Below are 22,533 nucleotides of genomic sequence, written 5' to 3'. Positions count from 1 at the left end.
AGGAGTGGAGGATGTTCAAATGGTATTCCCGACGCCGTATCAAGACCATGTAACATATAATAGACAACCATTTGTGATGCCGCATGGGAGGCAGCAGATGGGAAGGGGGAGTGGAGCTGGTTTACAGCAAATGCTGCAGCAACTAACAACTCCAAATGCTCCCTTAACTGAATTAGCTGGAAAAAGTGTTGGAGGCATTTCCAAAGCGCTTGGTAACCTGCAACAGGTGTTAAAGGTTGTAGAAACGACTGCCCCCATTGTAAAGCAATATGGCCCAATGGTGAAAAACCTTCCTGCAATGTATCGGATGTTAAAAGCATTCAAGGATATCGATTTGGAGGATGAAGGGGAGGCCAGCCAGGATAGTAATTCTGTTAATTCTGATGAAGCGTCCATAAAGCAACCTCAAATGCAAGAGGCTATTCAAGAAGAAAAAGTAAAGAAAAGCCACCGAACAGGACAAGGACAGTCCATACCAAAATTATATATATAACAATTGGCATGCGTACTGCTTGATTTTCGTTCCGGAAAGCGAAAGAATAGAAGCAGGCAATGGAATTAGTTATAGAAATGAGGGTTGATAATGAATCAAAAACAAGAAAAAGCAACATTTGCAGGTGGCTGCTTCTGGTGTATGGTGGAACCCTTTGATGAACGCCCTGGAATTATCAAGGTCCGCTCCGGCTATACTGGTGGCCATACAGAAAACCCAACATATGAAGAGGTATGCTCAGATAAAACGGGGCATGTCGAAGCGGTACAAATCACCTTTAATCCGGACATCATGCCGTACGAAAGACTTGTGGAAACATTTTGGCAGCAAATCGACCCAACCGATGCGGGTGGTCAATTTCATGATCGTGGAGAATCCTACCAAACAGCCATTTTCTATCATAATGACAAACAGCGTGACATTGCCGAACAATCGAAACAAGAGCTTGCAGAAAGTGGAAAGTTTAATAAACCAATTGTTACGCCAATTCTTCCTGCCAAAACATTTTACGAAGCAGAAGAAGCACATCAAGATTATTATAAAAAACAATCCTTTCACTATCGATTATATAAAAAAGGTTCTGGAAGAGCAGATTTTATTAATCAGCATTGGACATATGATAAGGAAGATGTAAAGCAACAACTTACACCAATGCAATATGATGTCACACAAAATAATGCGACTGAGCCACCATTCCAAAATGAATACTGGGATTTAGCGGAAAAAGGCATCTACGTTGATATTGTTTCTGGTCAAGTCTTGTTTTCATCAGAAGATAAATATGATGCCGGCTGTGGATGGCCAAGCTTTACCAAACCAGTGGACAAGTATCATGTTACGGAACATAAGGATCGAACCTTTGGTATGAATCGAGTAGAGGTACGAAGCAAGGGCGCTGATTCCCATTTGGGACATGTTTTTGAGGATGGTCCTGCTGAAACTGGTGGTCTGCGTTATTGTATCAATTCAGCTGCTATCCGTTTTATCCCGGTGGACAAGATGGAAGAAGAAGGGTACGGTAACTATAGCTACTTATTTCAAAACAAACATTCAAAGTAGCCAATAGAGAGAGGGGAAGTACGATGATTCATAAAGATTGGGAAAACCGACCAACGATGAAACAAATTAAATGTGTACATGCAAATGCCAAAAAATATATTGTTAACAATAAGCTAACACCAGGAAAAATCTATAATGTCAAAAATGAAACAGAAGAATTTTATTTTATTATAGACAATAGCGAACGTATAGGTGGCTTCCACAAAGAATACTTTGAAGAAGTAGCCCAATCATAAGCTGTAACTAACGACAAAACTAATATATACAGATTGCCGAATCGATTGGCTTCGATTCGGTTTTTCATTTAATCCAAATAAACCCTATTTTCAGGGTTATTCTTTTGTTCTCGTACTTTTCCTATTGTTTGATTAGTGGTATACTTTTAACGAATAAAGCTGTTTTTCATCCACCCAATCGAGGAGTGAGTCATATGAAAACCATTTACTTCGTACGACATTGTCAAGCAGAGGGACAGCATAAGGATTCACCGCTAACAAAAGAAGGGCTACTGCAGGCCGAACAATTGGCAGATTTTTTTCGTGGACAAGATATATCAATTGATCAAATTATTTCTAGTCCATTTTTACGGGCAACAGATAGCATTAGGCCTTTTGCCGAACAGGCTGGCATATCCATTAAATTGGATGACCGCCTCGGGGAGCGGATTCTAAGTGAGGAACCAGTTGACGATTGGCTTGATGTGTTAGAAGAATCCTTTAATCATCCAGACTTTTGCTTACCAGGTGGAGAATCAGCGAATGATGTTTTAAATCGAATGAATCCATTACTGGATACCGTACTCGAGCAACCAAATATTCAGCATACGATCTTAGTCACGCACGGAAATTGGTTAGCCATTTTATTACAGCAATACGATTCGAATTTTGGGTTTGCGGAGTGGAAGAATCTTACAAATCCAGATGTATACAAAGTAGAATATCACCCACAGCAGGATATAGTTGCAAGTCATGTTTGGCAACGTTAATTTATATATACTGGCCTCCAATCAAGTACTGTTTTTCCCCATATGAGGCGTTTTGTCCATGAAAAGGACTTGAAAGAATCCAGGATGTTCTGTAATATAAACATAGACTTATAATAATAGACATTAAATCTTAATGCCGCATCGTCAGGAAAAAGGAGGAGTATCGTTTTGGCTTTTGTAATTACATCACCTTGTAAAGCGGAAAAAGCAGGCGAATGTGTAGAAGTTTGCCCTGTTGATTGTATAGAAGAAGGAAAAGATATGTTTTATATTGATCCAGATATCTGCATCGACTGTGGAGCATGTGAGGCCGTATGCCCAGTGGAAGCAATATACATGGAAGATGAAGTTCCTGAAGAAGAATTTGAATATATTGCCCTTAACCGTAAATTTTACGAAGATGGCATTGGTTAATACACATCAAGCCCGCGATTCAAAATCGCAGGCTTTTTTGTTTGGATAAATCATTTAATTTGAAATGCTGTATATCCTTTTTCTTCACTGGTTGTATCTACATCCATGTGGTCTACTTGGATAAAGCGATGGAAACCTTTTTCCAACTCCTCGATAAAGGAGGTAACCGTTGCATCCGCTCCTTCAATCTCTAATTCTACCGTACCGTCTTCTTTGTTTTGAACCCAGCCGGTCAATGCTTTCTCTGTGGCGCGAAGCTGGGCCGTATAACGAAAACCTACTCCTTGTACACGACCATGTACAATAATGTGTGCATGCATATATTTTCCCCTCCCATTCTTATGTTAGACCATTTTCCAATATCTGAAACCTATTTTTGCATGACATGTATTCTAGTCAAGTTGCTCGGCAATACTAGAGTAGGGATGATAATTGTGATAACAGCAATAACTGTGATATGTATCACAGAAACACCATTATTTTCCTTTATCATTTGTGCTCTAAAATTGTACGTGTTATGCTGAAAAAAATCATATATTCTCAATTTTTACTTAAATAATATCATGGAGGTGCCGGATGAAACAATCTACTACGCCTTTTTGGAAAAGATTGTCGTACTTTGGAAAATCAGAAAAACTAAACGAACAATATGAACGTTCTCCAATGGATCGCAGTTCAGAAAAAGTTTATCGCAGAAGATGGCAGCATGACAAAGTAGTTCGCACTACCCATGGCGTAAACTGCACAGGTTCCTGTAGCTGGAAAGTGCATGTTAAAGATGGAATTATCGCCTGGGAAACACAACAAACAGATTATCCTTCTACTGGACCAGGAATGCCAGAATACGAGCCGCGTGGTTGTCCACGTGGAGCTAGCTTTTCATGGTACACGTATAGTCCTCACCGGGTGCGATACCCTTATATTCGTTCAGCATTACTTTCCATATGGGCAGAGGCCTTAGCAGAACAGCAAGACCCAGTTAAAGCATGGAAAAGTATTGTTGAGGACCCTGATCGGTCTGAAAGATACAAAACTGCTCGCGGAAAGGGCGGATTTGTCCGTACTTCTTGGGATGAGATTCATACGCTCATTTCGTCATCTATTATACACACCATTCAAACTGAAGGACCAGATCGTATATTTGGTTTCTCTCCTATTCCTGCAATGTCTATGGTTAGTTATGCAGGAGGAGCTCGCTTCCTTAATTTAATAGGTGCACCACTGCTTAGCTTTTATGATTGGTACGCTGATTTACCTCCAGCTTCACCACAAGTTTGGGGAGATCAAACGGATGTACCGGAAAGCTCGGATTGGTATAACTCTAGTTATTTGCTTGTTTGGGGTTCCAACATTCCACAAACACGTACACCCGATTCACATTTTATGATTGAATCTCGGTATAAAGGCACGAAAGTAGTAGCAGTGGCACCGGACTATGCTGAATATGTTAAGTTTGCGGATACATGGCTGCCGGTTGAGGCAGGGATGGATGCTGCATTAGGCATGTCTATGACCCATGTGATTTTAAAAGAGTATTATGTGGATCAGCAGGTACCATATTTCATGGATTACGTGAAGAAATATACGGATTTACCGTTCCTCATTACGCTCGACAAGCATGAAAATCACTATCGTGCTGGTAAGTTTCTTCGTGCAGAAAACCTTGGCATGGATATTTCTAATAGCGAATGGAAAACAGTGGTTTATGACCATGACAAAGATACATTCGCTGTACCGAATGGCACAATCGGTCATCGCTGGGAAGAACGCCAAACATGGAATCTTCATTTGCAGGATACCGACAATGGGCTTGGCGATATTGATCCTGCCTTATCTATGATTGATTTTTCAGATGAAGTCATCAACGTCAGTTTTCCGGATTTTGTAACGGTAGAACGGAAAACCTTCCAACGCCCTGTACCGGTAAAGAAAGTAACTATAAATGGAGAGGAAAAATGGATTACAACTGTATTTGATTTGGTATTAGCAAGTACGGGTGTTGCAAGAGGATTAGAAGGAGAGCCAGATGCCAGCTATACAAATGAAGAAGCAATCTATACACCTGCATGGCAGGAAAAGCTAACTGGTGTTCCTGCAGCAGATGTTGCACAAATCGCCCGTGAATTTGCCCAAAATGCGATTGATTCCAAGGGAAGATCCATGATCATCATGGGTTCTGGTATTAATCACTGGTACCACTCCGATATGATTTATCGAACCATTTTAAACCTTGTCATGTTAACTGGCTGCCAAGGTGTGAATGGTGGCGGTTGGGCACATTATGTCGGTCAAGAAAAGGTTCGACCTTTGGAGGGCTTCCAAACCATTGCAATGGCAAAGGATTGGGGCGGACCTCCACGATTGCAAAACGGAACTTCATTTTTCTATTTTGCAACAGAACAATGGCGATATGAGGATCAGAAGGTAGATTCACTCATTTCTCCACTAACTGAAAAAGGGATGTATGAGCATTTAGGTGATTATAACTCTCTAGCAGCGAGACTCGGCTGGTTACCTTCCTATCCGCAATTTAATAAAAATCCAATTACATTAGCTAAAGATACCGTGGATGAAACAGCCAACCATATTATTGAACAAATCAAGTCAGGCGATTTAAAGTTTGCAATTGATCACCCAGAAAATCCAGTGAATTTTCCAAAGTTGTTATTTGTCTGGCGCGCCAATCTGATTGGAAGCTCAGCGAAAGGACATGAATATTTCCTAAAGCATTTACTTGGTACACATGATGGTGTACTAAGTGAACAAGAGGAAGAGAGAAACACCAATGAAATTCAATGGATTGAGGAAGTACCAAAAGGAAAATTAGATCTTCTAATCAATTATGATTTTAGAATGAGTGGAACTGGGTTGTATTCCGATATTGTCTTACCAGCTGCGACTTGGTACGAAAAGCATGATTTATCCAGTACGGATATGCATCCGTTTGTACACCCATTTAATCCGGCGATCGCAACCCCTTGGGAATCACGATCAGATTGGGATTCTTTTAAATCGTTAGCAAAGCGATTATCGGAAATGGCGAAGAAATATTTACCCGATCCAATTAAAGATGTCGTTGCTACACCATTGCAGCACGATACGAAAGACGAAATATCCCAAGCATATGGGACCATTCCAGATTGGAAGCATGGTGAATATGATCCGGTTCCAGGAGTCAACTTCCCAAGAATTCACTTAGTGGAGCGAGATTATACGAAGGTTTATGAAAAGTTCATAAAAGTGGGCAGTAAAGTTAGCGAACAAATTGGAGCACACGGTCTAAGTTGGCCGGCAGAAGAAGAATATGATAAGCTGGGCAGACTTTTGGGTAAAAATAAACGAACAGAGGATTATCACGATTTACCAAGTATTGAATCCGATCGTAAGGCTGCAGAAGCAATCCTCAGCCTATCCAGTGCAACAAATGGTTCGCTGGCAATAAAAGCATGGGAAACACTCGAAAAGAAATCAGGTCAAAAAGATTTGACAAAGCTCGTAATTGAAAGAGCGGAGGAGCACATTACTTTTAATGATATCACCGTTCAACCACGTAAGGTTTTGTCAACACCTGTATTTACTGGTACAGAAACAGGCAATAGAAGGTATTCACCTTTTACCATTAATATTGAACATATGATTCCGTTCCGGACATTAACTGGCCGCCAGCACTTCTATTTGGATCATGATGTGATGTTGGAATTTGGTGAAGAACTGCCAACATTTAAACCACCATTGCAAAAGCTGACTTTCTATAGCCAGGATCGAAAACCTGAGCCGGTTGAAAATGAAATCACATTACGTTATTTAACACCACATTTTAAATGGTCCTATCACTCCACATATGGCGATACATTGCCAATGTTGACATTATTCAGAGGGGGACCGCATGTTTGGTTGAACAACGATGATGCGGAATCGGTACACATCAAAGATAATGATTGGATTGAAATGTACAATCGTAACGGAGTTGTTGTTGCGCGAGCGGTCGTAAGTCACCGGATACCGCGTGGCATTGTTTATATGTATCACGTTCAAGATCGACTCATTAACGTACCAGGCTCAAAAATAACCAAAACAAGGGGTGGAACCTTTAACAGTCCGACAAGAATCCATATCAAACCGACACAGATGATTGGTGGTTATGCACAGTTAAGCTATGGCTTCAACTATTATGGACCTACAGGTAACCAGCGGGATGAACAGGTGAAGATTAGAAGAATGGATAGGGATGAGGTGGATTGGCTTGAAGATTAAAGCACAATTTGGAATGGTCATGAATTTGGACAAATGTATCGGTTGTCATACATGTAGTGTGACCTGTGGAAACACTTGGACAAACCGACCAGGAACAGAATATATGTATTGGAATAACGTTGAAACCAAGCCCGGAATGGGATATCCAAAACGGTGGGAAGATAATGATGAGCGAAAAGGTGGCTGGCAGGTAAAGAATGGAAAGCTTGAGCTGAAAGCCGGTGGAAAGGCTAGTAAGCTACTTAACATTTTTTACAATAAGGATTTGGTTCAAATCGATGATTACTATGAGCCTTGGACCTATGATTATGAGCATTTAATTAATAGCCCGGAAAAGGAACACCAGCCTGTAGCCCGTCCTGTATCACAGTTAACAGGAGAATATATGGATATCACATGGGGACCCAACTGGGAGGACGACTTGGCTGGTGTGCATGAAACAGGAAAACAAGACCCCAACATGCGGAATTTAGATGAACAAATTAAATTTGAATTTGAAGAAACTTTCATGATGTATCTACCACGCATATGTGAACATTGTCAAAATCCATCCTGTGTTTCCTCTTGTCCATCTGGTGCGATGTACAAGCGGGAAGAAGATGGAATTGTCTTGGTAGACCAGGACACTTGCCGAAGCTGGAGATTCTGCATGACTGGCTGCCCATATAAGAAAGTGTATTTTAACTGGAAGACACATAAGGCAGAAAAATGTACCTTCTGTTTTCCACGAATTGAAACTGGTCAGCCAACCATTTGTTCGGAGACATGTGTTGGACGGTTACGATATATCGGAATAGTACTTTATGATGCGGACAAAGTCTTGGAAGCGGCGTCTGTTCCGGATGAAAAGGATTTATACGAAGCACAGCTTGGAACATTCTTGGATCCTTACGACCCGGAAATCCAAAAAGAAGCATTAAAACAAGGCATTCCTGCTGATTGGATTGAGGCAGCACAGAAATCACCAGTCTATAAAATGGCAGTCGAACAGCGAATTGCACTTCCGCTACACCCGGAATACCGAACAATGCCTATGGTCTGGTATGTTCCTCCACTTAGTCCATTTATGAACGCAATGGGGGGACAGGTGAATACATTGGATCCGAATGTTATTTTCCCGACTATTAATCAATTCCGAATTCCAATTGATTACTTGGCCAGTTTATTTACTGCAGGGGATTCGGATGTTATTCGAAAAGTATTACAAAAACTTGTCGCAATGCGGACGTACATGCGTTATAAGGAATTAAATAAAGAATTTGACCGATCCATCCTTACAGAGGCTGGGATGACAGAGGAAACGGCTGAAGAAATGTATCAGTTATCTGCGATTGCAAAATACGAAGATCGATATGTCATTCCGAAATCTCACCGCGAAGATGCTGGAGACATGCATTTACGCCAAGGTACTGCAGGCTTTGACTTCATGGAAGCATGCAGAAGCTGTATGGGTGGAAGCCCACAAGACGCAGACCCTCTTTCGTATTATGAAAGCGGATTTTGGAGGGAATTGGATGAAAACGCACCAAAAGGTTTTTAAACTCGTTTCCGTATTCATGCATTATCCAGAAAAAGAATGGATGGATATGCTACCTGAAATAAAGCAAGAGGTTGAAACGATTGAACAGCTACCAGCAAAGATGTACATTCAATCCTTTATACACTATCTGGAATCTCACTCATTTGAAGACTTATGCAAAATATATGTGAATACCTTTGATTTTCACGGAGTTACAACTTTAAATTTGACCTACAATGTTTTTAAAGATTCACGTGACAGAGGGGCAGCATTGGTAAAATTAAGACAAATTTTTTCTGATTCTGATGTGGAAACAGAAACGAATGAATTACCGGATTATGTGCCAATGATTTTAGAGTTTTTAGCTGTTGCCGATGAAAAATACACGATTCGTCTCTTACAGCTGCATTATAATTCCTTTAAGCAGTTGGATAAGGACCTCGTTAAGAACGATAGCAGCTATCATTTTTTGATAAAAGCAGCTTTGGAAGTTGCTCATGATGTCTTACAGGATGCTAAAGTATCTTAATTTAAAGGGGTGGAAGCACCATGACAAGTCTGGATATCTTTCTTTGGATAGTATTTCCATATATATCCATGACCATTTTTGTCCTTGGACATATATACCGTTATAATAAGGACCAATTCGGTTGGACAGCAAAATCAAGCCAATTTTTAGAGCAAAAGAGGCTGCGATTTGGAAGTACGGTATTTCATTGGGGAATCATCTTTGTATTTCTCGGCCATGTAGGTGGTTTGCTGATACCAAAGCTTTGGTTTGATACCATTGGCATTACAGATGAATATTATCATTTCGGTGCTATTTGGTTTGGTGGTTTAGCAGGCTTAGCAGTTGTTGTTGGTGGATTCTTTTTATTCTTGCGGAGGGTTTCTGTAAAAAGAGTAGTAAAAAATAGTTCACCAAGCGACTATGTTGCACTGATCATGCTGGGCATTGTCGTGTTAGTCGGTTTTACAAATACCGCAGGATATACTGCATCAGGTGGCACCTTTGACTATCGTGTTGTCATTGGTCCGTGGGTGAGAGAGTTACTTACATTTCAACCATCCCAAGCGATGGTTGCTTCCATGGCTCAAGCACCAATCGGTTTTCAATTACATGTAACATTGGCATTTGTATTATTTGCAATCTGGCCATTTACCCGTCTCGTGCACGTGTTCAGCCTGCCATTAAAGTATTTAAACCGTAACTATGTCGTATATCGCAATGCCAAACCATATGGCACACCAAAAACTAAAACGAAATACGACGTTTCATCGAAGTAATACGATGGTTTGAATGGTTGTCATCAGGACCTTTGATGACAACCTTCGTTACGATTAGGTAGTCAAAAAGAAATGAATAGGGGGAAGTATGATTATGGCAACTGGTCCAGCCTTACGAAAACTCGCTGCGCATCGCTCTATCCATGATGGTGCATATGCAGAAGCTCGAGATTTAACAGATGTAGTCAATCAATTATTTCAGCAGGAACGTGATGATGAATGCCGCACAGCAGCGGATGTCTTGATAGAATACTGGGAAACACGAGTGATTGCCCATGCTGATGCAGAAGAAGAAGGACTATATGTGGAAATAGCCGAGGAAAATCCGCAATTACAAAAAGAAATCCATATGCTCACGCGTGACCATGATCTGCTTCGGATAATATTGGACAAAATAAAAACACAATTTAAGGAAAATCATCATGTCACCAAATTGGTGCTCGATCAATTCCAATCGTTGTTAATTGTGAATGAAATCCATAGTCGGGACGAGGAAAGATTACTATTAGAAGAATAATCCTTTTTAGGAACCACCTGGATCTATTTGCTGGGTGGTTTTTTTCATATAAAAGTCGTTATAGGTAAAACTAATGGTACGAAATTTATAAAGGAGAACTGGACAATGAGCAAGCAACCTATCCGACCTTTTCCCAAAACATTTTGGCGACAATCCATCGAATTTCCGTCCTATCCGCCACTAACTGAAACCATTAAAGCAGATGTTGGAATTGTAGGTGGCGGGATAACTGGTATCACCGCTGCATACGAGCTATCCAAGCAGAATGTTTCTGTTGCTTTAATAGATGCTGGTGTCATTTTAAATGGAACAACCGGTCATACAACCGCAAAGATCACTGCACAGCATGGAATCATTTATGATGAGCTCATCCAGCATTTTGGAACCGAAAAGGCTAAGTTATATTATGAAGCAAATACAGAAGCCAAACGGTACATGGACGAAACAAGCAAAGCTTTACAAATCGATTGTGATCATCAATCCGAGCACGCGTATATATTTGCAGAGACGGAACAAAGTGTGCAAAAGCTGGAAACAGAGCTGCAAGCATATGAAACACTCAATATTCCCCATGAATACCTTTCCGAAATACCATTACAGCTTCCCATACATGGTGCACTGATGATGAAAGAGCAAGCTCAATTTCATCCATTAAAGTATTTAACAGGCCTATTGGGGGCTTGCGGAAGCAATATACAAATCTTTGAACATACAACTGCAGTTGATGTGGAATACAATAAAAACCCTGCAATTGTAACAGACGAGGGGCACCGCATCATTTGTGATTATGTGATACAAGCGTCACATTATCCATTTTATGATGGACAAGGCTTTTATCCGACAAGAATGTATGCAGAAAGAGCCTATGCTGTCGCTTTTAAAACAAATAAGATGTATCCAGGCGGAATATATATCAATGCTGAAAATCCAACCCATTCTATCCGTACAACACCAGAGAACGGGGAGGACCTATGGATATTAGTGGGGGAACAGCATAAAACAGGACAGGGAGAATCAACAACAAAGCATTATGCAGCATTGGAACAATATGCAGAGAAAAATTTCCAACCTACAGAAATATGTTATCACTGGTCCGCCCAGGATTACACAACATTAGATAAATTACCATATATCGGACCTGTTACCAAAAAGCAACATCGTGTTTTCACTGCAACTGGTTTTAGAAAATGGGGAATAACCAATGGTACAATCGCAGCAATCATGCTATGTGATCGAATATTAGAGCGATCTTCTCCATATGAGAATGTATTTTTGCCTGCACGTTTTCAAGCAGATCCGTCTGTGCGAACATTCGCTTCCATCAATGCAGATGTAGCAAAACATCTTGTAAAAGGAAAATTATCGTCTAATCAGCAATCAATCGATCATTTAGCACCTGATCAAGCAGTGATAACCGATATTGATGGAAAACGGACTGGTGTATACAAGGATTTAGAGCAACAAATTCATATGGTGGATACAACATGCACACATTTAGGCTGTGAAGTTGCCTGGAATGCTGCAGAAAGAACTTGGGATTGTCCATGTCATGGATCAAGATTTGCATACACTGGTGAAGTAATCGAAGGTCCAGCTAACAAACCATTGGACAAACGGGATTAAAATAACTTATTAAAACATCGCATACATGATATAAATAATATTTGTATGCGATGTAATCCATTTTTTAAAAATATCTCAATATCATAAGTATACTTGGTTATGAAATAACCTACTCATTAACTTCCTATAATATATATTATGTAAACTAGGAAATTATTTTTAATGAAACCGTCATGGATGATTCCCTTCTATTCAGTTGTTGCATACGTAGCAAACAAAAAACCAGCAGCATTTGCTGGTTTTATTAATTATTCTTCTGCTTTTTCCGGTTCAGGATATGTAAATCCTTTTGTATCAACCGTTACGGATTTCATTTTCTGATCTTCTAATGGCTTATCTACAGCATCACGTTCGGCATTCACAATTTCATCTACGGCATCCATACCATCGATTACTTTACCAAATGCTGCATATTCACCATCTAAACGTGGTGATGTTTTCGTCATGATGAAAAATTGGGATCCAGCAGAATCTGGTGCTTGTGAACGAGCCATGGATAACACACCACGTTCATGTTCCAGATTATTTTCAATTCCATTAGCACTGAATTCACCTTTAATAGCATACCCTGGACCACCTGTACCGATTCCGTCTGGATCTCCACCTTGTATCATAAAGCCTGGAATAACACGATGAAAAATCAATCCATCATAGAAACCGTCTTCCACTAGTGAAACAAAGTTTGCAACCGTATTAGGAGCAACCTCAGGATACAACTCCAAAACAATTTCATTGTCATTTTCCATTGTAATGGTAACTTCCGGATTTTCCTTAACTGAATCTGGATATTCTTCTTTGTCTTTGTCATTGGCAGATTCATCCGAATTGGATCCACAGGCGCCTAAAGTGAATAACATGGCAAATCCAATCATGAGTACGATTAATATCTTGCTCTTCCGCATTCCCCAACCTCCTACAGCAAAATAAATGCATAAACCGACTAAATTATACCATTATTGCAAAGCGAACATCAATACATCAAATGGCTTATTCCCGTTCGATATATCATACTTTCCAACTAATGTCCGAATAGAACCTAATGAAGCCTGACATGCTATCACTGCATGCAGGCTTCGTCTTCATTTATACATTACTCATTAAATTGTGGTTCCTCTGCTTTAATATAAGAAAATCGTGCATCCAAATTGTCTAAAATCACCTGCTGCTGCTGGGCCAACGTTTGATACATTTTCTTCACATTTTGGTCCTCAGTTTCAAGAGCAAATGTATTTAAGTTAGCCAAAACACTTTGGCAACTGGCAATGGCTTGCTGCATTTGTGTTGCAACTGTCATTCATCTTCACCTCCTTTCCTTATGCTATCCAATTGGTGCAAGAATATAAGTTAATCCTTACATACCCTCCTCCTCCCAACCTATACCTCCACCAACAAGCGATATACCCCTCTCTATTTATAATATACCTAATAGGGGTATGTTATAAATAGAGAGGGGTATATACTAAAGTGCGCAGGGTATATCATGAGGCATAAAAAAATAGCCCTTGCAGCGTGGCAAAGACTATTCTCAAAAGATATATTAAATTAATTTGGTAAGCCGAGTAAATTCCAGCTCCATAAATTTTGCTTCTACGGTTGGTTTATCATATTGCCATCTTGCATCATCCAAAGGACAAGCAACTGGCACATCACATTTAATTTCTGCCAAGGTTCTTGACAGCTGAAGCATGTCTAAGTTATCCCTAACCTTCGTTTGAATTCCTTTAGGCAAGGTATCTAAATTCTCCAGTAATTGATCAATTGTTTCATGCTCCTGTAATAGCTTTAATGCCGTTTTTTCACCAATTCCTTTGACACCTGGATAATTGTCAGCGGAGTCACCCATTAAACCTTTTAAATCAACCATCTGGTATGGATGAATTCCTTTTTTCTCATAAAAATTATCTACATTAAATACTTCATAATTGCCTTGGCCTTTTTTCATTATCGCTACTTGAATATGCTCATCTACCAGCTGCAGGATATCATGGTCACCTGTTAATATAAGAACCGAATCTGTCTCAGCATAGGTTCTCGCCAATGTGCCAATACAATCATCTGCTTCGAAGTTTTCCAGGCCAATGTTAGGCATATTAAAGGCATCTACTACTTCTTTAACGAGGTCAAATTGCGGAATTAATTCCTCCGGAGGTGCCCCGCGATTTGCTTTGTAATTCTCATATAAATCTGTCCGAAATGTTTTGCTCCCCATATCCCAGCAGCAAATAACATGAGTTGGTTGAAATGTATCAACTGCGTTTAATAGGTATCGTAAAAACTGATAAACCCCATTTGTTGGTACACCTGAACTGGTGTACATGAAATTACCACGAAAGCTTGTTGCGTAGAATCCCCTAAATAATAAGGCCATTCCGTCCACAAGTAATATTTTTTGTCGCATTGTTTAGTCTCCTTTTTCCTGCACTTCCTGTAAAATGTTCTGAAGCAGCTGATGTTTTTCCTCTAATACAGATTGATCCACCGTTTCAGCCATGATACGCAACTGACTGTCTGTATAAGATGTAATCTCCTGATTAATGCGATCTATTCGCATTTGAGCTGCTTGTTTCCATTGTTTAACAAAAGATTCCTCCATTATTTGCTGCATAGAAGCCAAGTATTGTTTGATTTCCTCCTCAAGTACTTCATATAGAGATTCCTTCATTTGTTCCTTTTCATTTTTTACGAAAAATGCCTTCGTACCTTTAAAAGCGGAAAGGCAATGATCAAAATCCCGCATATCCACCGCAGTCAGTGCCTGCGGATAGGACGGGCTTTCCCAATCCTGCCTTGTCATTCCTGAGAGAACCATTTGCGAGTCCACTGCTCGCAATTGTTCGTTCCACTTCAGATTTGCCTCTTCCAGCTGTTCACGCATCACACTTTCTACACGCAATGACACAGCACGTACCTCTTGCAGCAACTCATAGCCAGTATAATCAAGCAGTTCTTTCAAGCAAGCTTTCAATTGTTTTGCCGCGTGTCTACCTGATTCAGTTATTGTGGTTGGATTGAATGTTTCCTTAAAGAAGTCATGAAACCGAATAGCCATACGTTCTGCAGTATAATATAACTGCTTTTCTATTTTTTGTTGGATTTGTTTCAAATGATATTCCAAATCCATCCTTGCAACCTCCTGAACCATACGTTCGCAGTTTACTTGAAGTGCTTTCTGGCGTTCTGCTTTTTCCTGTTCATCCAGATTTAATGCATGTATATAACCTGCCAACGCCTTTTCTGCTCTATGCAACTCAACTGTTGCGGAAGCTATCATTAAACGAGCTAAATCGGCTTGAATAAACGACTGAAAGCTGGAATCAAATAGACGCATTTGCTGATCCATCTGCTGCTTCTGCTGGATGTTTTCCAAAGCTCTTTTGCTCGATAGTGGATAAAGCTTAGGATGACGAATTCCCATCTGCACGAGCTGATCATGAACATAATTCTCCACCAGTTTTAGTTCATCATCATGAGCTGATAAATCAGCCGCATTGATAATAAAGAACATCTTATCTAATTCAAAAGATTCCTTCACTCTACCTAATTGCTTTAAGAAATCACGATCTGCACGTGAAAAAGCATGGTTATAATAGGTGACGTATAATATAACATCTGCGTTTTTAATATAATCAAATGCCACATTCGTATGACGTGCATTAATGGAATCTGCCCCAGGTGTATCTACGAGGATAATGCCCTGTCTTGTAATCGAACAATCATAATAAAGATTCACCGACTCGATAAAGCATGCCTTTGTCTCATCCGTTACAAAAGCGGCAAAATCCTTTAACGTTATCGTTAGCTTACTGCCGATAAATTTACTATTATTCGATTCTCCTGCTAATACAGCTGATAAAAATGCACGGTGTGGCTTATGCAGCACAGGAGATTGATCAATCTGCTTTGTACGAACCCAGTGCAATAACGACTGTAAACTAGACTTTTCAGGTGATAATTTATCCGTAATAGCAACGATATCATTTATAAGTGTTTCCTCATCCTTAAACTGAATGGATACTGTTCCATGCGGATGTTCCGTTGTTACGGGCATGATACGGTTAATCACTGCTGTTGTTGGATTAGGTGATGTTGGTAATATGGCTTCTTCCAATATGGCATTCGCAAACGAAGATTTTCCGGCACTGAACGCTCCGAATAATGCAACTGTAATCGAACGATTTGCCAATCGCGCTTGCTTATCATCTAAATCTTCTCGTATTGCTTCCATACCTGCAACAGCTTTCGTGATTGAACGAGCCTGTGTTAATAATTCAACCATGCGTTCGATCGATACATACTTACCCGAAACCTGTTTGTCTACTTCCGTATTCGATACATGCACAGGTGTAGACTTCTTAGATGCAATCGAAACTTGCATGTCGGCCTGGATGTTCTGTGGTTTTTGCATATGCATATATTGTTCCTGCAACCAGGTTAATGTTTCCTCTTTAGGATCCGGATGCTCCAATTGCTTGGATAATTCTGCACGCTTTTCATCCCATACCGAATGTACTTCATTCAACTGCTTTCTTTCCCGTAGCTGTTGTTTGCCTTTTTCCGATTCTTCCTGTAATTTTTGATAGGTTGAAGCCGTTTGAGAAATATAGGTATCCTGGATAAGTCGCAAAATGGTTTGGGATGCCTGTTTCCATTTTTGTTTCATATCTGCTGACACATCATTGGTATAATGTAAAATATAATTGCCATTGATCTCTGCGCCGGGCTTTATTAGTCGTTGTAAATCTGTTGCTTCATAATTTACATGTACCTTTTGAAGCTTATCCATAACCGTACTCGTATTCAAGTCATAGGCATGTAATAGCTCTGTCCATTTATCGCGAAGCTTCCACTGAATATTCGTCTCCATCCCCTTTTGAAGCGGTTCTAAAAATCGACGGAGGCGTTCCTGCTTTTCCTCAGCTGTTTTCCTTTTGGAACCAAATAATCCCACTTTAAACTGACTTTGCTGTGATTCCAAGAAATCCTTGGCCAGCTCACGTAGGTCGGCAGGCATCATATAGGCATTCTTCAGCGTTTGATCAACAATAAAGCGGAACGCCTGCTCCAAGCTTGCTTGCTTATCCTTCAGTTCTTGCATATGGTCAAGTGTCTCAGCAAGTCTTGTTTCCAGTTTGGAAAGGTCATCTAGTCCCTCATACTCTTGTACTTGTTCATCCGCTTCTTGATCCAAGTATTGCCTATGATCTTTAGCAATTTGTTGTAATGATCGCTCCATGCTTTTCATCCACTTTGACTCAGAAATGGTATAAATCTGTTTTAGTCTCTCTTGAACCAGCGAAAATTGGTTAAGCGGATGATGTGTATCTATTAATGATGTAAAAAAGATTTGTTGTGGTGTCACTTGCCATTGATCAAACGTTTGTTTAATGCTTTTCTCAAAATTCAAAAATGTTATTTCCTCTTCACGATGCTTATCTATTTGATTAATTATAATGGCGTATGGTATTCCTAATTCCTGTACTTCCTTTAGAAATTGTAAATTAACCTCTGACTGCACATGATTATAATCCATCACATAAAACATAAAATCGGCTAAATGCATGGACGATTCTGTAATCAGACGGTCAGCATCATCTGCTGCATCAATGCCAGGCGTATCCATCAAAGCAGCTTGTGGTGGTAAAATCGGATCTGATGCACTAAGTTCTATTTTTTTGATGCTATTCTTATCCATACAGTAATCCCGAATCACGTCCAGGTCATATGGTTCCTTGTAATCCACGGGAGGAGCCTCATGAAAGTAAACACGGGCCGTTCCCTTTCCGGAAGTAATTTTTACGATATTTGCACTCGTTGGAATTGGACTTTTCGGTAACATGTCCTTCCCTAGTAATGCATTAATCATCGAAGATTTTCCAGCTGAAAAATGACCAGCAAACGCAACAGTCAGTTCATGATCCATTAACTTCTGGTATAGATCAATCATTTTATCCGCATTTGCGTCATCTCCATGATTCTTTATCGTTTGATAAGCCGCAGCTATTTTTTCCGGTGTGATAGCTGCTAATTCCACATCTCGAACAGTCAAGTTGTACAAATCCCTTCTACAATACAATTCTAAGTACTATTATACGCATGTCACGGCTAATTTTCTACCACACTATATATGGGGATATTTATGGAAAGCACCCTTCTGATTTAGTTCTATACCACGCAAAAGCATATAAAATGCAAATATTAACAGCACGAATGCCAATAATGGATAGAATAGAATCCATTGGTAATCAAATATAAAGGAACGCCACTGTCCAATTAATCCAGCCCAATCCCTTGTAATGGATACATAAACAGGTGGACCACCAAGTCGTAAAATGGTTCCTCCAATAAAAATATTAAATATCCCCAGTTGCCCCATCAGCGAGAGCACCAGAATAATCTCTTTTAGGAGCATCACCATGAATGTACCTTGTAAATGTGGCAGCAGATGTTTAATTGCGATTCGAATCGACCCAGCGCCTAATGCAGAAGAGGCCGTAATATAAAGATGCTGCTTTAATGCAGTTGTTTTACTATAAACGGCTGCATAAACTCCTGGAATTCCAACAAGCACCATTACCGTTGTTTGAATCATGATCAATGTTCCCGTGGAGAGTGGGGAATTAACAATAATGCCCGTCATCGTAAAATAAACAATAATAAATGCTGGAATACTGCCAAGTAAACCAAATACATTATCCGTTCGACGTTTCTTTTTTTGTAAACCAGTTATCATCCCCAGAAAACCACCAATTATCATGCGAAGAACAGCTGTAATGACACCGATGAATATGGTATATTTTGCACCATATAATAAAAGCGTTAATATGTCATAGCCCCATTCATCCGTTCCAAATATATGTGCCTTCGATGGTGGATATGGGGAGGCATACATACCAAAATCATCTGGATTATTGTAATAATAACCAGATGGTTCAACAAAATCCTTTTCATACGGTGCAAAAAGCGGACCAAAAATTGCCACGATAAAAAACGCAGACACAAGTGTGATTCCTACAACAAGCCGCCAATTAATCATAAGCAAAAATCCTTTCGAGACAGCCGATAAATAGCCGCAGTACTGCATACATCACTATGTATAGACCGATAAAAGCAAGCAACGCATTAACAGTTAAATTAAATTGATAACCTGTGGAAGCAAATAATAATTTAGTAAGTCCATTTACATTATATAAATATTCGACAATGAATAAATTACTGATCATGATTGATGCGACCTTATGTAAATCTGCTTTTAAAAACGGCAGTACATTTCGAACGACATGCTGTATGTATATATACCATTTGGTTAAACCTTTTGCTTTGGCGGTTAGTATATAATCCTCCCCCATCACGTCATAGGCACGTTCTGAAAGCGTGCGTATTAGATAGATGGTTGGAATAATAGCGAGTGTTATTAAAGGTAATAAAATCGCATGATCATGAACCCCTTTGGATGCAACCCTAGCAACCTTCCAGCCAGTAGATTGATAGACGGATACGACCGCAATTTGCAGAAAGAGAACAAGAATAAAATCCGGTATCATTCCTAGAAAACCAATAATATCCTTAACCCACTCCTGCTTTGATCTGCTGTACCAAGTAGAAACGAGCATACCAAGTATGACTGCGGTTAAACCAGATAAAACGATATAACCAAGCGATAATAAGAAATGTCTCGGGACTACTTTTAAAAAGTCTTGAAATCGGTTTGTACCTTCTTGAAACAGGAAGGAATCACCATTCACGATCCCGATTACATAATTAGTCATAGCCTGCCAGGCGCCATCCAATTGCCACACAAGAGATCCAGTTGATATGTTAATGGTAAGCGGAATAGCAGCCAATAGGAATATTCCAAGAATCATACCGATACATGATAGCGCAATTCTCATGTCACACTTCTCCATTTCTTCATAGATGTTTAGAATAGATAAAAGTTACCACTATCTGAAAATTTATTCAAGTAAAAATTTATCCATATACTCCTTTTTTATACAATGATATATAGTGTTTAAGCTGGATGAAACAATTACTGACAATCATAGGTAACCTGATGCAAATTACATACTTTTTCTTGCATAAAAAAACCAGAAAATCTATTAAGAAATTCTGGTCTTTGCTTTGAATTATATGAAATACTTACATATGATAGGATAGTTTAATATTTACGCATGATCTTCCGATAGATTTCTATACTTTCCAGCATAATACAACACTGGTTTATCATCTTTCATGATCAGGTCCTTTACTTCAGCAATAAAAATCATATGATCACCTGCTTTAACCATATCTTTGACCTCACAAGCAATGGCTGCAAGTGCGTCAGCGACAACAGGCATACCACGTAAGTCTGTATAAGGAATTTCTCTATCCTTTTCCTTTTGCTTGGCTAACATCATGGAGTAAATTTGTTGGTCTGCATTCAGAATACTGACACCAAATTGCTTCGTCTCCTGTAAAATCGGGTACATACTTGCTTTTTCATCAATTGAAATAGCAATGAGTTTTGGATCTAAAGATACGGACATAAAAGCATTGACAACCATACCTCTTGTTTCTTGCTGATGATAAGTCGACACGACAGTGATCCCTGTTGCAAACTTACCCATCGCATCACGAAATTGGCGGTCATTCACCTTTTCTTCCCCCTTCACCCAGTTATCTAATATATTTTACTTATAGCAGCATAAACTGTGATTTTATATAAACACTATTCATTAGGGTAACACGTTCATTTTGAATTTTAAACTAACTTGTTTATGTTTTAGTTTACATAATATAATTATAGTTTACTTGATGCATTTCAAAAAAATACTTTCCCCAACATATTGGCGGAAAGTATTTTCTTACATTTCTTAAACGGGATAAACACCATGCTTTCTTTCCGTAAAGTGTACATTTTTCGATTCGTATAGTTCAAACCGTGTCATTAATTCCTGACGCAAATTTTCTGGATCAATTACGGCGTCAATGACCATCTCGGAAGCAAGTCGATAAATATCAATGTCATCACGATATTCCTCTTGTTTTCGCTTAATAAAGGCTGGTCGCTCATCCTCTGGAAGCGCAGCTATTTTATTAGCATAGACCGCATTGACGGCCGCCTCAGGTCCCATAACAGCGATTTGTGCAGTAGGCAGGGCTAAACAACAGTCTGGTTCGAACGCTGGACCGGCCATTGCGTAAAGCCCTGCTCCATATGCCTTACGAACAATAACGGAAATCTTAGGCACCGTTGCTTCACTCATTGCAGCAAGCATCTTCGCACCATGGCGAATGATCCCTGCCCGCTCTACCTTTGTTCCAATCATAAATCCCGGAATATCTGCTAGGAAAAGCAATGGAATATGGAATGCGTCACATAGCTGAATAAATTTAGCTGCTTTATCCGCTGAATCGTGGAAAAGCACGCCACCCTTCATTCGAGGCTGGTTGGCAATAATTCCTACTGATTTTCCATTTATCCGTGCTAAGCCAGTTATTAATTCTGGTGCAAACTTTTTCTTCACTTCACAGAAGCTATCTTCATCAATAATTCTTTGGATTAAATCATGCATATTGAAAGGTGCATTTTGATTTTCAGGAATGATATCTACAATGGATTTTTCAAATGCTTTTACATCCTTATTAGCAGCTGCTTCTGGTTGTTTTCTAAAGTTTGGTGGGAAATAACTTAAATAGGTTCTAGCATAATGTAATGCTTCTTCCTCTGATTTAACCAATACATCTCCGCATCCGGAAACAGAGCAATGCATGTTTGCACCGCCCATTTCTTCCAAACTAACCTTTTCGCCAATTACCATCTCAGCCATCCGTGGTGACCCGAGATACATAGATGCATTTCCATCCACCATAACGACGATATCACAAAAAGCAGGTATATAAGCCCCGCCAGCTGCTGATGGTCCAAACAGCAAGCAAATTTGCGGAACCCTTCCAGATAATTTAATTTGATTATGGAAAATACGTCCCGCACCACGACGACCTGGAAACATTTCAATTTGGTCGGTAATTCTTGCACCTGCCGAATCAACTAAATAAAGCATGGGGATTTCAAGTTTCTCTGCCGTTTCTTGAATACGAATGATTTTTTCAACGGTACGTTTTCCCCAAGACCCTGCTTTAACTGTTGAATCATTAGCCATGACACAAACTGGTTGACCATTTATTTTACCAATTCCTGTAACAACCCCGTCTGAGGGCAGGTCCTCCGCCATACAGTTGGCAAAAAATGCGTCTTCTATTTCTACGCCTTCATCAAACAGGATTTCAAGTCTTTTCCGGACGAATAGCTTTCCTTTTTCTTCATTCTTCTCATGATAAGCAGCTTTTCCGCCTTGTTCAATTTTCTCTATACGATTCCTAAGTTCCTCTTGATAAGACAT

20 protein-coding genes are annotated in these 22,533 nt (G+C 39.7%); 11 read left to right on the top strand and 9 right to left on the bottom strand.

Annotated features, from left to right (window positions below; genetic code table 11):
- The first annotated feature begins 19 nt into the window (after positions 1 to 19).
- From vrrA to DX933_RS10510, 5 genes are all read left to right on the top strand, one after another.
- Positions 20 to 493, top strand: coding sequence for a VrrA/YqfQ family protein (gene vrrA, locus DX933_RS10530; protein ID WP_123316396.1), 474 nt, complete (start codon positions 20 to 22; stop codon positions 491 to 493).
- Between the two features lie 90 nt (positions 494 to 583).
- Positions 584 to 1,552 (top strand): peptide-methionine (S)-S-oxide reductase MsrA, encoded by a 969-nt coding sequence (msrA, locus tag DX933_RS10525; protein ID WP_123316395.1) that lies wholly within the window; start codon positions 584 to 586, stop codon positions 1,550 to 1,552.
- Between the two features lie 23 nt (positions 1,553 to 1,575).
- Positions 1,576 to 1,788, top strand: coding sequence for a DUF6501 family protein (locus tag DX933_RS10520; RefSeq protein WP_123316394.1), 213 nt, complete (start codon positions 1,576 to 1,578; stop codon positions 1,786 to 1,788).
- Positions 1,789 to 1,982: 194 nt separating this feature from the next.
- Positions 1,983 to 2,537: a histidine phosphatase family protein gene (locus DX933_RS10515; RefSeq protein WP_123316393.1), complete on the top strand. Its 555-nt coding sequence runs from the start codon at positions 1,983 to 1,985 to the stop codon at positions 2,535 to 2,537.
- A gap of 168 nt (positions 2,538 to 2,705) precedes the next feature.
- A complete protein-coding gene (locus DX933_RS10510; protein ID WP_123316392.1) occupies positions 2,706 to 2,951 on the top strand; it encodes a DUF362 domain-containing protein in 246 nt (81 codons plus the stop codon).
- Between the two features lie 50 nt (positions 2,952 to 3,001).
- Here DX933_RS10510 and DX933_RS10505 read toward each other — a convergent pair whose 3' ends face one another.
- Positions 3,002 to 3,271, bottom strand: a complete 270-nt coding sequence (locus DX933_RS10505) for an acylphosphatase (RefSeq protein WP_123316391.1) — start codon at positions 3,269 to 3,271, stop codon at positions 3,002 to 3,004.
- Positions 3,272 to 3,527: 256 nt separating this feature from the next.
- On the opposite strand from DX933_RS10505, the gene DX933_RS10500 reads away from it, so the two are divergent.
- From DX933_RS10500 to DX933_RS10475, 6 genes are all read left to right on the top strand, one after another.
- Positions 3,528 to 7,205: a nitrate reductase subunit alpha gene (locus DX933_RS10500; RefSeq protein WP_123316390.1), complete on the top strand. Its 3,678-nt coding sequence runs from the start codon at positions 3,528 to 3,530 to the stop codon at positions 7,203 to 7,205.
- On the top strand, positions 7,195 to 8,745 hold the full coding sequence (gene narH / locus DX933_RS10495; RefSeq protein WP_123316389.1) for a nitrate reductase subunit beta: 1,551 nt from the start codon (positions 7,195 to 7,197) through the stop codon (positions 8,743 to 8,745). Before DX933_RS10500 ends, narH begins: the two co-directional genes overlap by 11 nt.
- A complete protein-coding gene (gene narJ, locus DX933_RS10490; RefSeq protein WP_190279490.1) occupies positions 8,720 to 9,253 on the top strand; it encodes a nitrate reductase molybdenum cofactor assembly chaperone in 534 nt (177 codons plus the stop codon). Before narH ends, narJ begins: the two co-directional genes overlap by 26 nt.
- 20 nt (positions 9,254 to 9,273) lie before the next feature.
- Positions 9,274 to 10,011, top strand: a complete 738-nt coding sequence (gene narI, locus DX933_RS10485; RefSeq protein ID WP_123316387.1) for a respiratory nitrate reductase subunit gamma — start codon at positions 9,274 to 9,276, stop codon at positions 10,009 to 10,011.
- A 94-nt stretch (positions 10,012 to 10,105) separates the two neighbouring features.
- Positions 10,106 to 10,528 (top strand): hemerythrin domain-containing protein, encoded by a 423-nt coding sequence (locus DX933_RS10480; protein WP_223805945.1) that lies wholly within the window; start codon positions 10,106 to 10,108, stop codon positions 10,526 to 10,528.
- 105 nt (positions 10,529 to 10,633) lie between these two features.
- Complete coding sequence (locus DX933_RS10475) at positions 10,634 to 12,151, top strand: FAD-dependent oxidoreductase (protein WP_123316385.1); 1,518 nt, start codon at positions 10,634 to 10,636, stop codon at positions 12,149 to 12,151.
- Positions 12,152 to 12,399: 248 nt separating this feature from the next.
- On the opposite strand, the gene DX933_RS10470 is transcribed toward DX933_RS10475, so the two are convergent.
- From DX933_RS10470 to DX933_RS10435, 8 genes are all read right to left on the bottom strand, one after another.
- Positions 12,400 to 13,053 (bottom strand): peptidylprolyl isomerase, encoded by a 654-nt coding sequence (locus DX933_RS10470; protein WP_123316384.1) that lies wholly within the window; start codon positions 13,051 to 13,053, stop codon positions 12,400 to 12,402.
- Between the two features lie 188 nt (positions 13,054 to 13,241).
- Positions 13,242 to 13,445 (bottom strand): DUF1657 domain-containing protein, encoded by a 204-nt coding sequence (locus DX933_RS10465; protein ID WP_123316383.1) that lies wholly within the window; start codon positions 13,443 to 13,445, stop codon positions 13,242 to 13,244.
- Positions 13,446 to 13,688: 243 nt separating this feature from the next.
- Complete coding sequence (locus DX933_RS10460) at positions 13,689 to 14,549, bottom strand: 5'-3' exonuclease (RefSeq protein ID WP_123316382.1); 861 nt, start codon at positions 14,547 to 14,549, stop codon at positions 13,689 to 13,691.
- 3 nt (positions 14,550 to 14,552) lie between these two features.
- Positions 14,553 to 18,197, bottom strand: coding sequence for a dynamin family protein (locus DX933_RS10455; protein WP_123316381.1), 3,645 nt, complete (start codon positions 18,195 to 18,197; stop codon positions 14,553 to 14,555).
- 72 nt (positions 18,198 to 18,269) lie between these two features.
- A complete protein-coding gene (locus tag DX933_RS10450; RefSeq protein WP_123316380.1) occupies positions 18,270 to 19,184 on the bottom strand; it encodes an ABC transporter permease in 915 nt (304 codons plus the stop codon).
- Positions 19,177 to 20,040 (bottom strand): ABC transporter permease subunit, encoded by an 864-nt coding sequence (locus DX933_RS10445; protein ID WP_190279489.1) that lies wholly within the window; start codon positions 20,038 to 20,040, stop codon positions 19,177 to 19,179. The genes DX933_RS10450 and DX933_RS10445 overlap by 8 nt, the downstream gene beginning before the upstream one ends.
- 273 nt (positions 20,041 to 20,313) lie before the next feature.
- Positions 20,314 to 20,784: a flavin reductase family protein gene (locus DX933_RS10440; RefSeq protein ID WP_223805944.1), complete on the bottom strand. Its 471-nt coding sequence runs from the start codon at positions 20,782 to 20,784 to the stop codon at positions 20,314 to 20,316.
- A 219-nt stretch (positions 20,785 to 21,003) separates the two neighbouring features.
- Complete coding sequence (locus tag DX933_RS10435) at positions 21,004 to 22,533, bottom strand: acyl-CoA carboxylase subunit beta (protein WP_123316378.1); 1,530 nt, start codon at positions 22,531 to 22,533, stop codon at positions 21,004 to 21,006.

The sequence above is a fragment of the Ornithinibacillus gellani genome, assembly GCF_003730295.1.
GTDB lineage: Bacteria > Bacillota > Bacilli > Bacillales > Amphibacillaceae > Ornithinibacillus_A > Ornithinibacillus_A gellani.
Note: the sequence above shows the minus strand (reverse complement) of the source record. Positions and strands in the feature narration are given on the sequence as shown.

Coding starts and splice junctions, on each gene's coding strand:
- DX933_RS10500 (WP_123316390.1), top strand. CDS start 3,528: ATGAAACAATCTACTACGCCTTTTTGGAAAAGATTGTCGTACTTTGGA.
- DX933_RS10505 (WP_123316391.1), bottom strand. CDS start 3,271: ATGCATGCACACATTATTGTACATGGTCGTGTACAAGGAGTAGGTTTT.
- DX933_RS10470 (WP_123316384.1), bottom strand. CDS start 13,053: ATGCGGAAGAGCAAGATATTAATCGTACTCATGATTGGATTTGCCATG.
- DX933_RS10450 (WP_123316380.1), bottom strand. CDS start 19,184: ATGATTAATTGGCGGCTTGTTGTAGGAATCACACTTGTGTCTGCGTTT.
- narJ (WP_190279490.1), top strand. CDS start 8,720: ATGAAAACGCACCAAAAGGTTTTTAAACTCGTTTCCGTATTCATGCAT.
- DX933_RS10445 (WP_190279489.1), bottom strand. CDS start 20,040: ATGAGAATTGCGCTATCATGTATCGGTATGATTCTTGGAATATTCCTA.
- DX933_RS10465 (WP_123316383.1), bottom strand. CDS start 13,445: ATGACAGTTGCAACACAAATGCAGCAAGCCATTGCCAGTTGCCAAAGT.
- DX933_RS10475 (WP_123316385.1), top strand. CDS start 10,634: ATGAGCAAGCAACCTATCCGACCTTTTCCCAAAACATTTTGGCGACAA.
- narI (WP_123316387.1), top strand. CDS start 9,274: ATGACAAGTCTGGATATCTTTCTTTGGATAGTATTTCCATATATATCC.
- DX933_RS10515 (WP_123316393.1), top strand. CDS start 1,983: ATGAAAACCATTTACTTCGTACGACATTGTCAAGCAGAGGGACAGCAT.
- DX933_RS10480 (WP_223805945.1), top strand. CDS start 10,106: ATGGCAACTGGTCCAGCCTTACGAAAACTCGCTGCGCATCGCTCTATC.
- DX933_RS10520 (WP_123316394.1), top strand. CDS start 1,576: ATGATTCATAAAGATTGGGAAAACCGACCAACGATGAAACAAATTAAA.
- DX933_RS10435 (WP_123316378.1), bottom strand. CDS start 22,533: ATGTCTTATCAAGAGGAACTTAGGAATCGTATAGAGAAAATTGAACAA.
- DX933_RS10460 (WP_123316382.1), bottom strand. CDS start 14,549: ATGCGACAAAAAATATTACTTGTGGACGGAATGGCCTTATTATTTAGG.
- vrrA (WP_123316396.1), top strand. CDS start 20: ATGGTATTCCCGACGCCGTATCAAGACCATGTAACATATAATAGACAA.
- msrA (WP_123316395.1), top strand. CDS start 584: ATGAATCAAAAACAAGAAAAAGCAACATTTGCAGGTGGCTGCTTCTGG.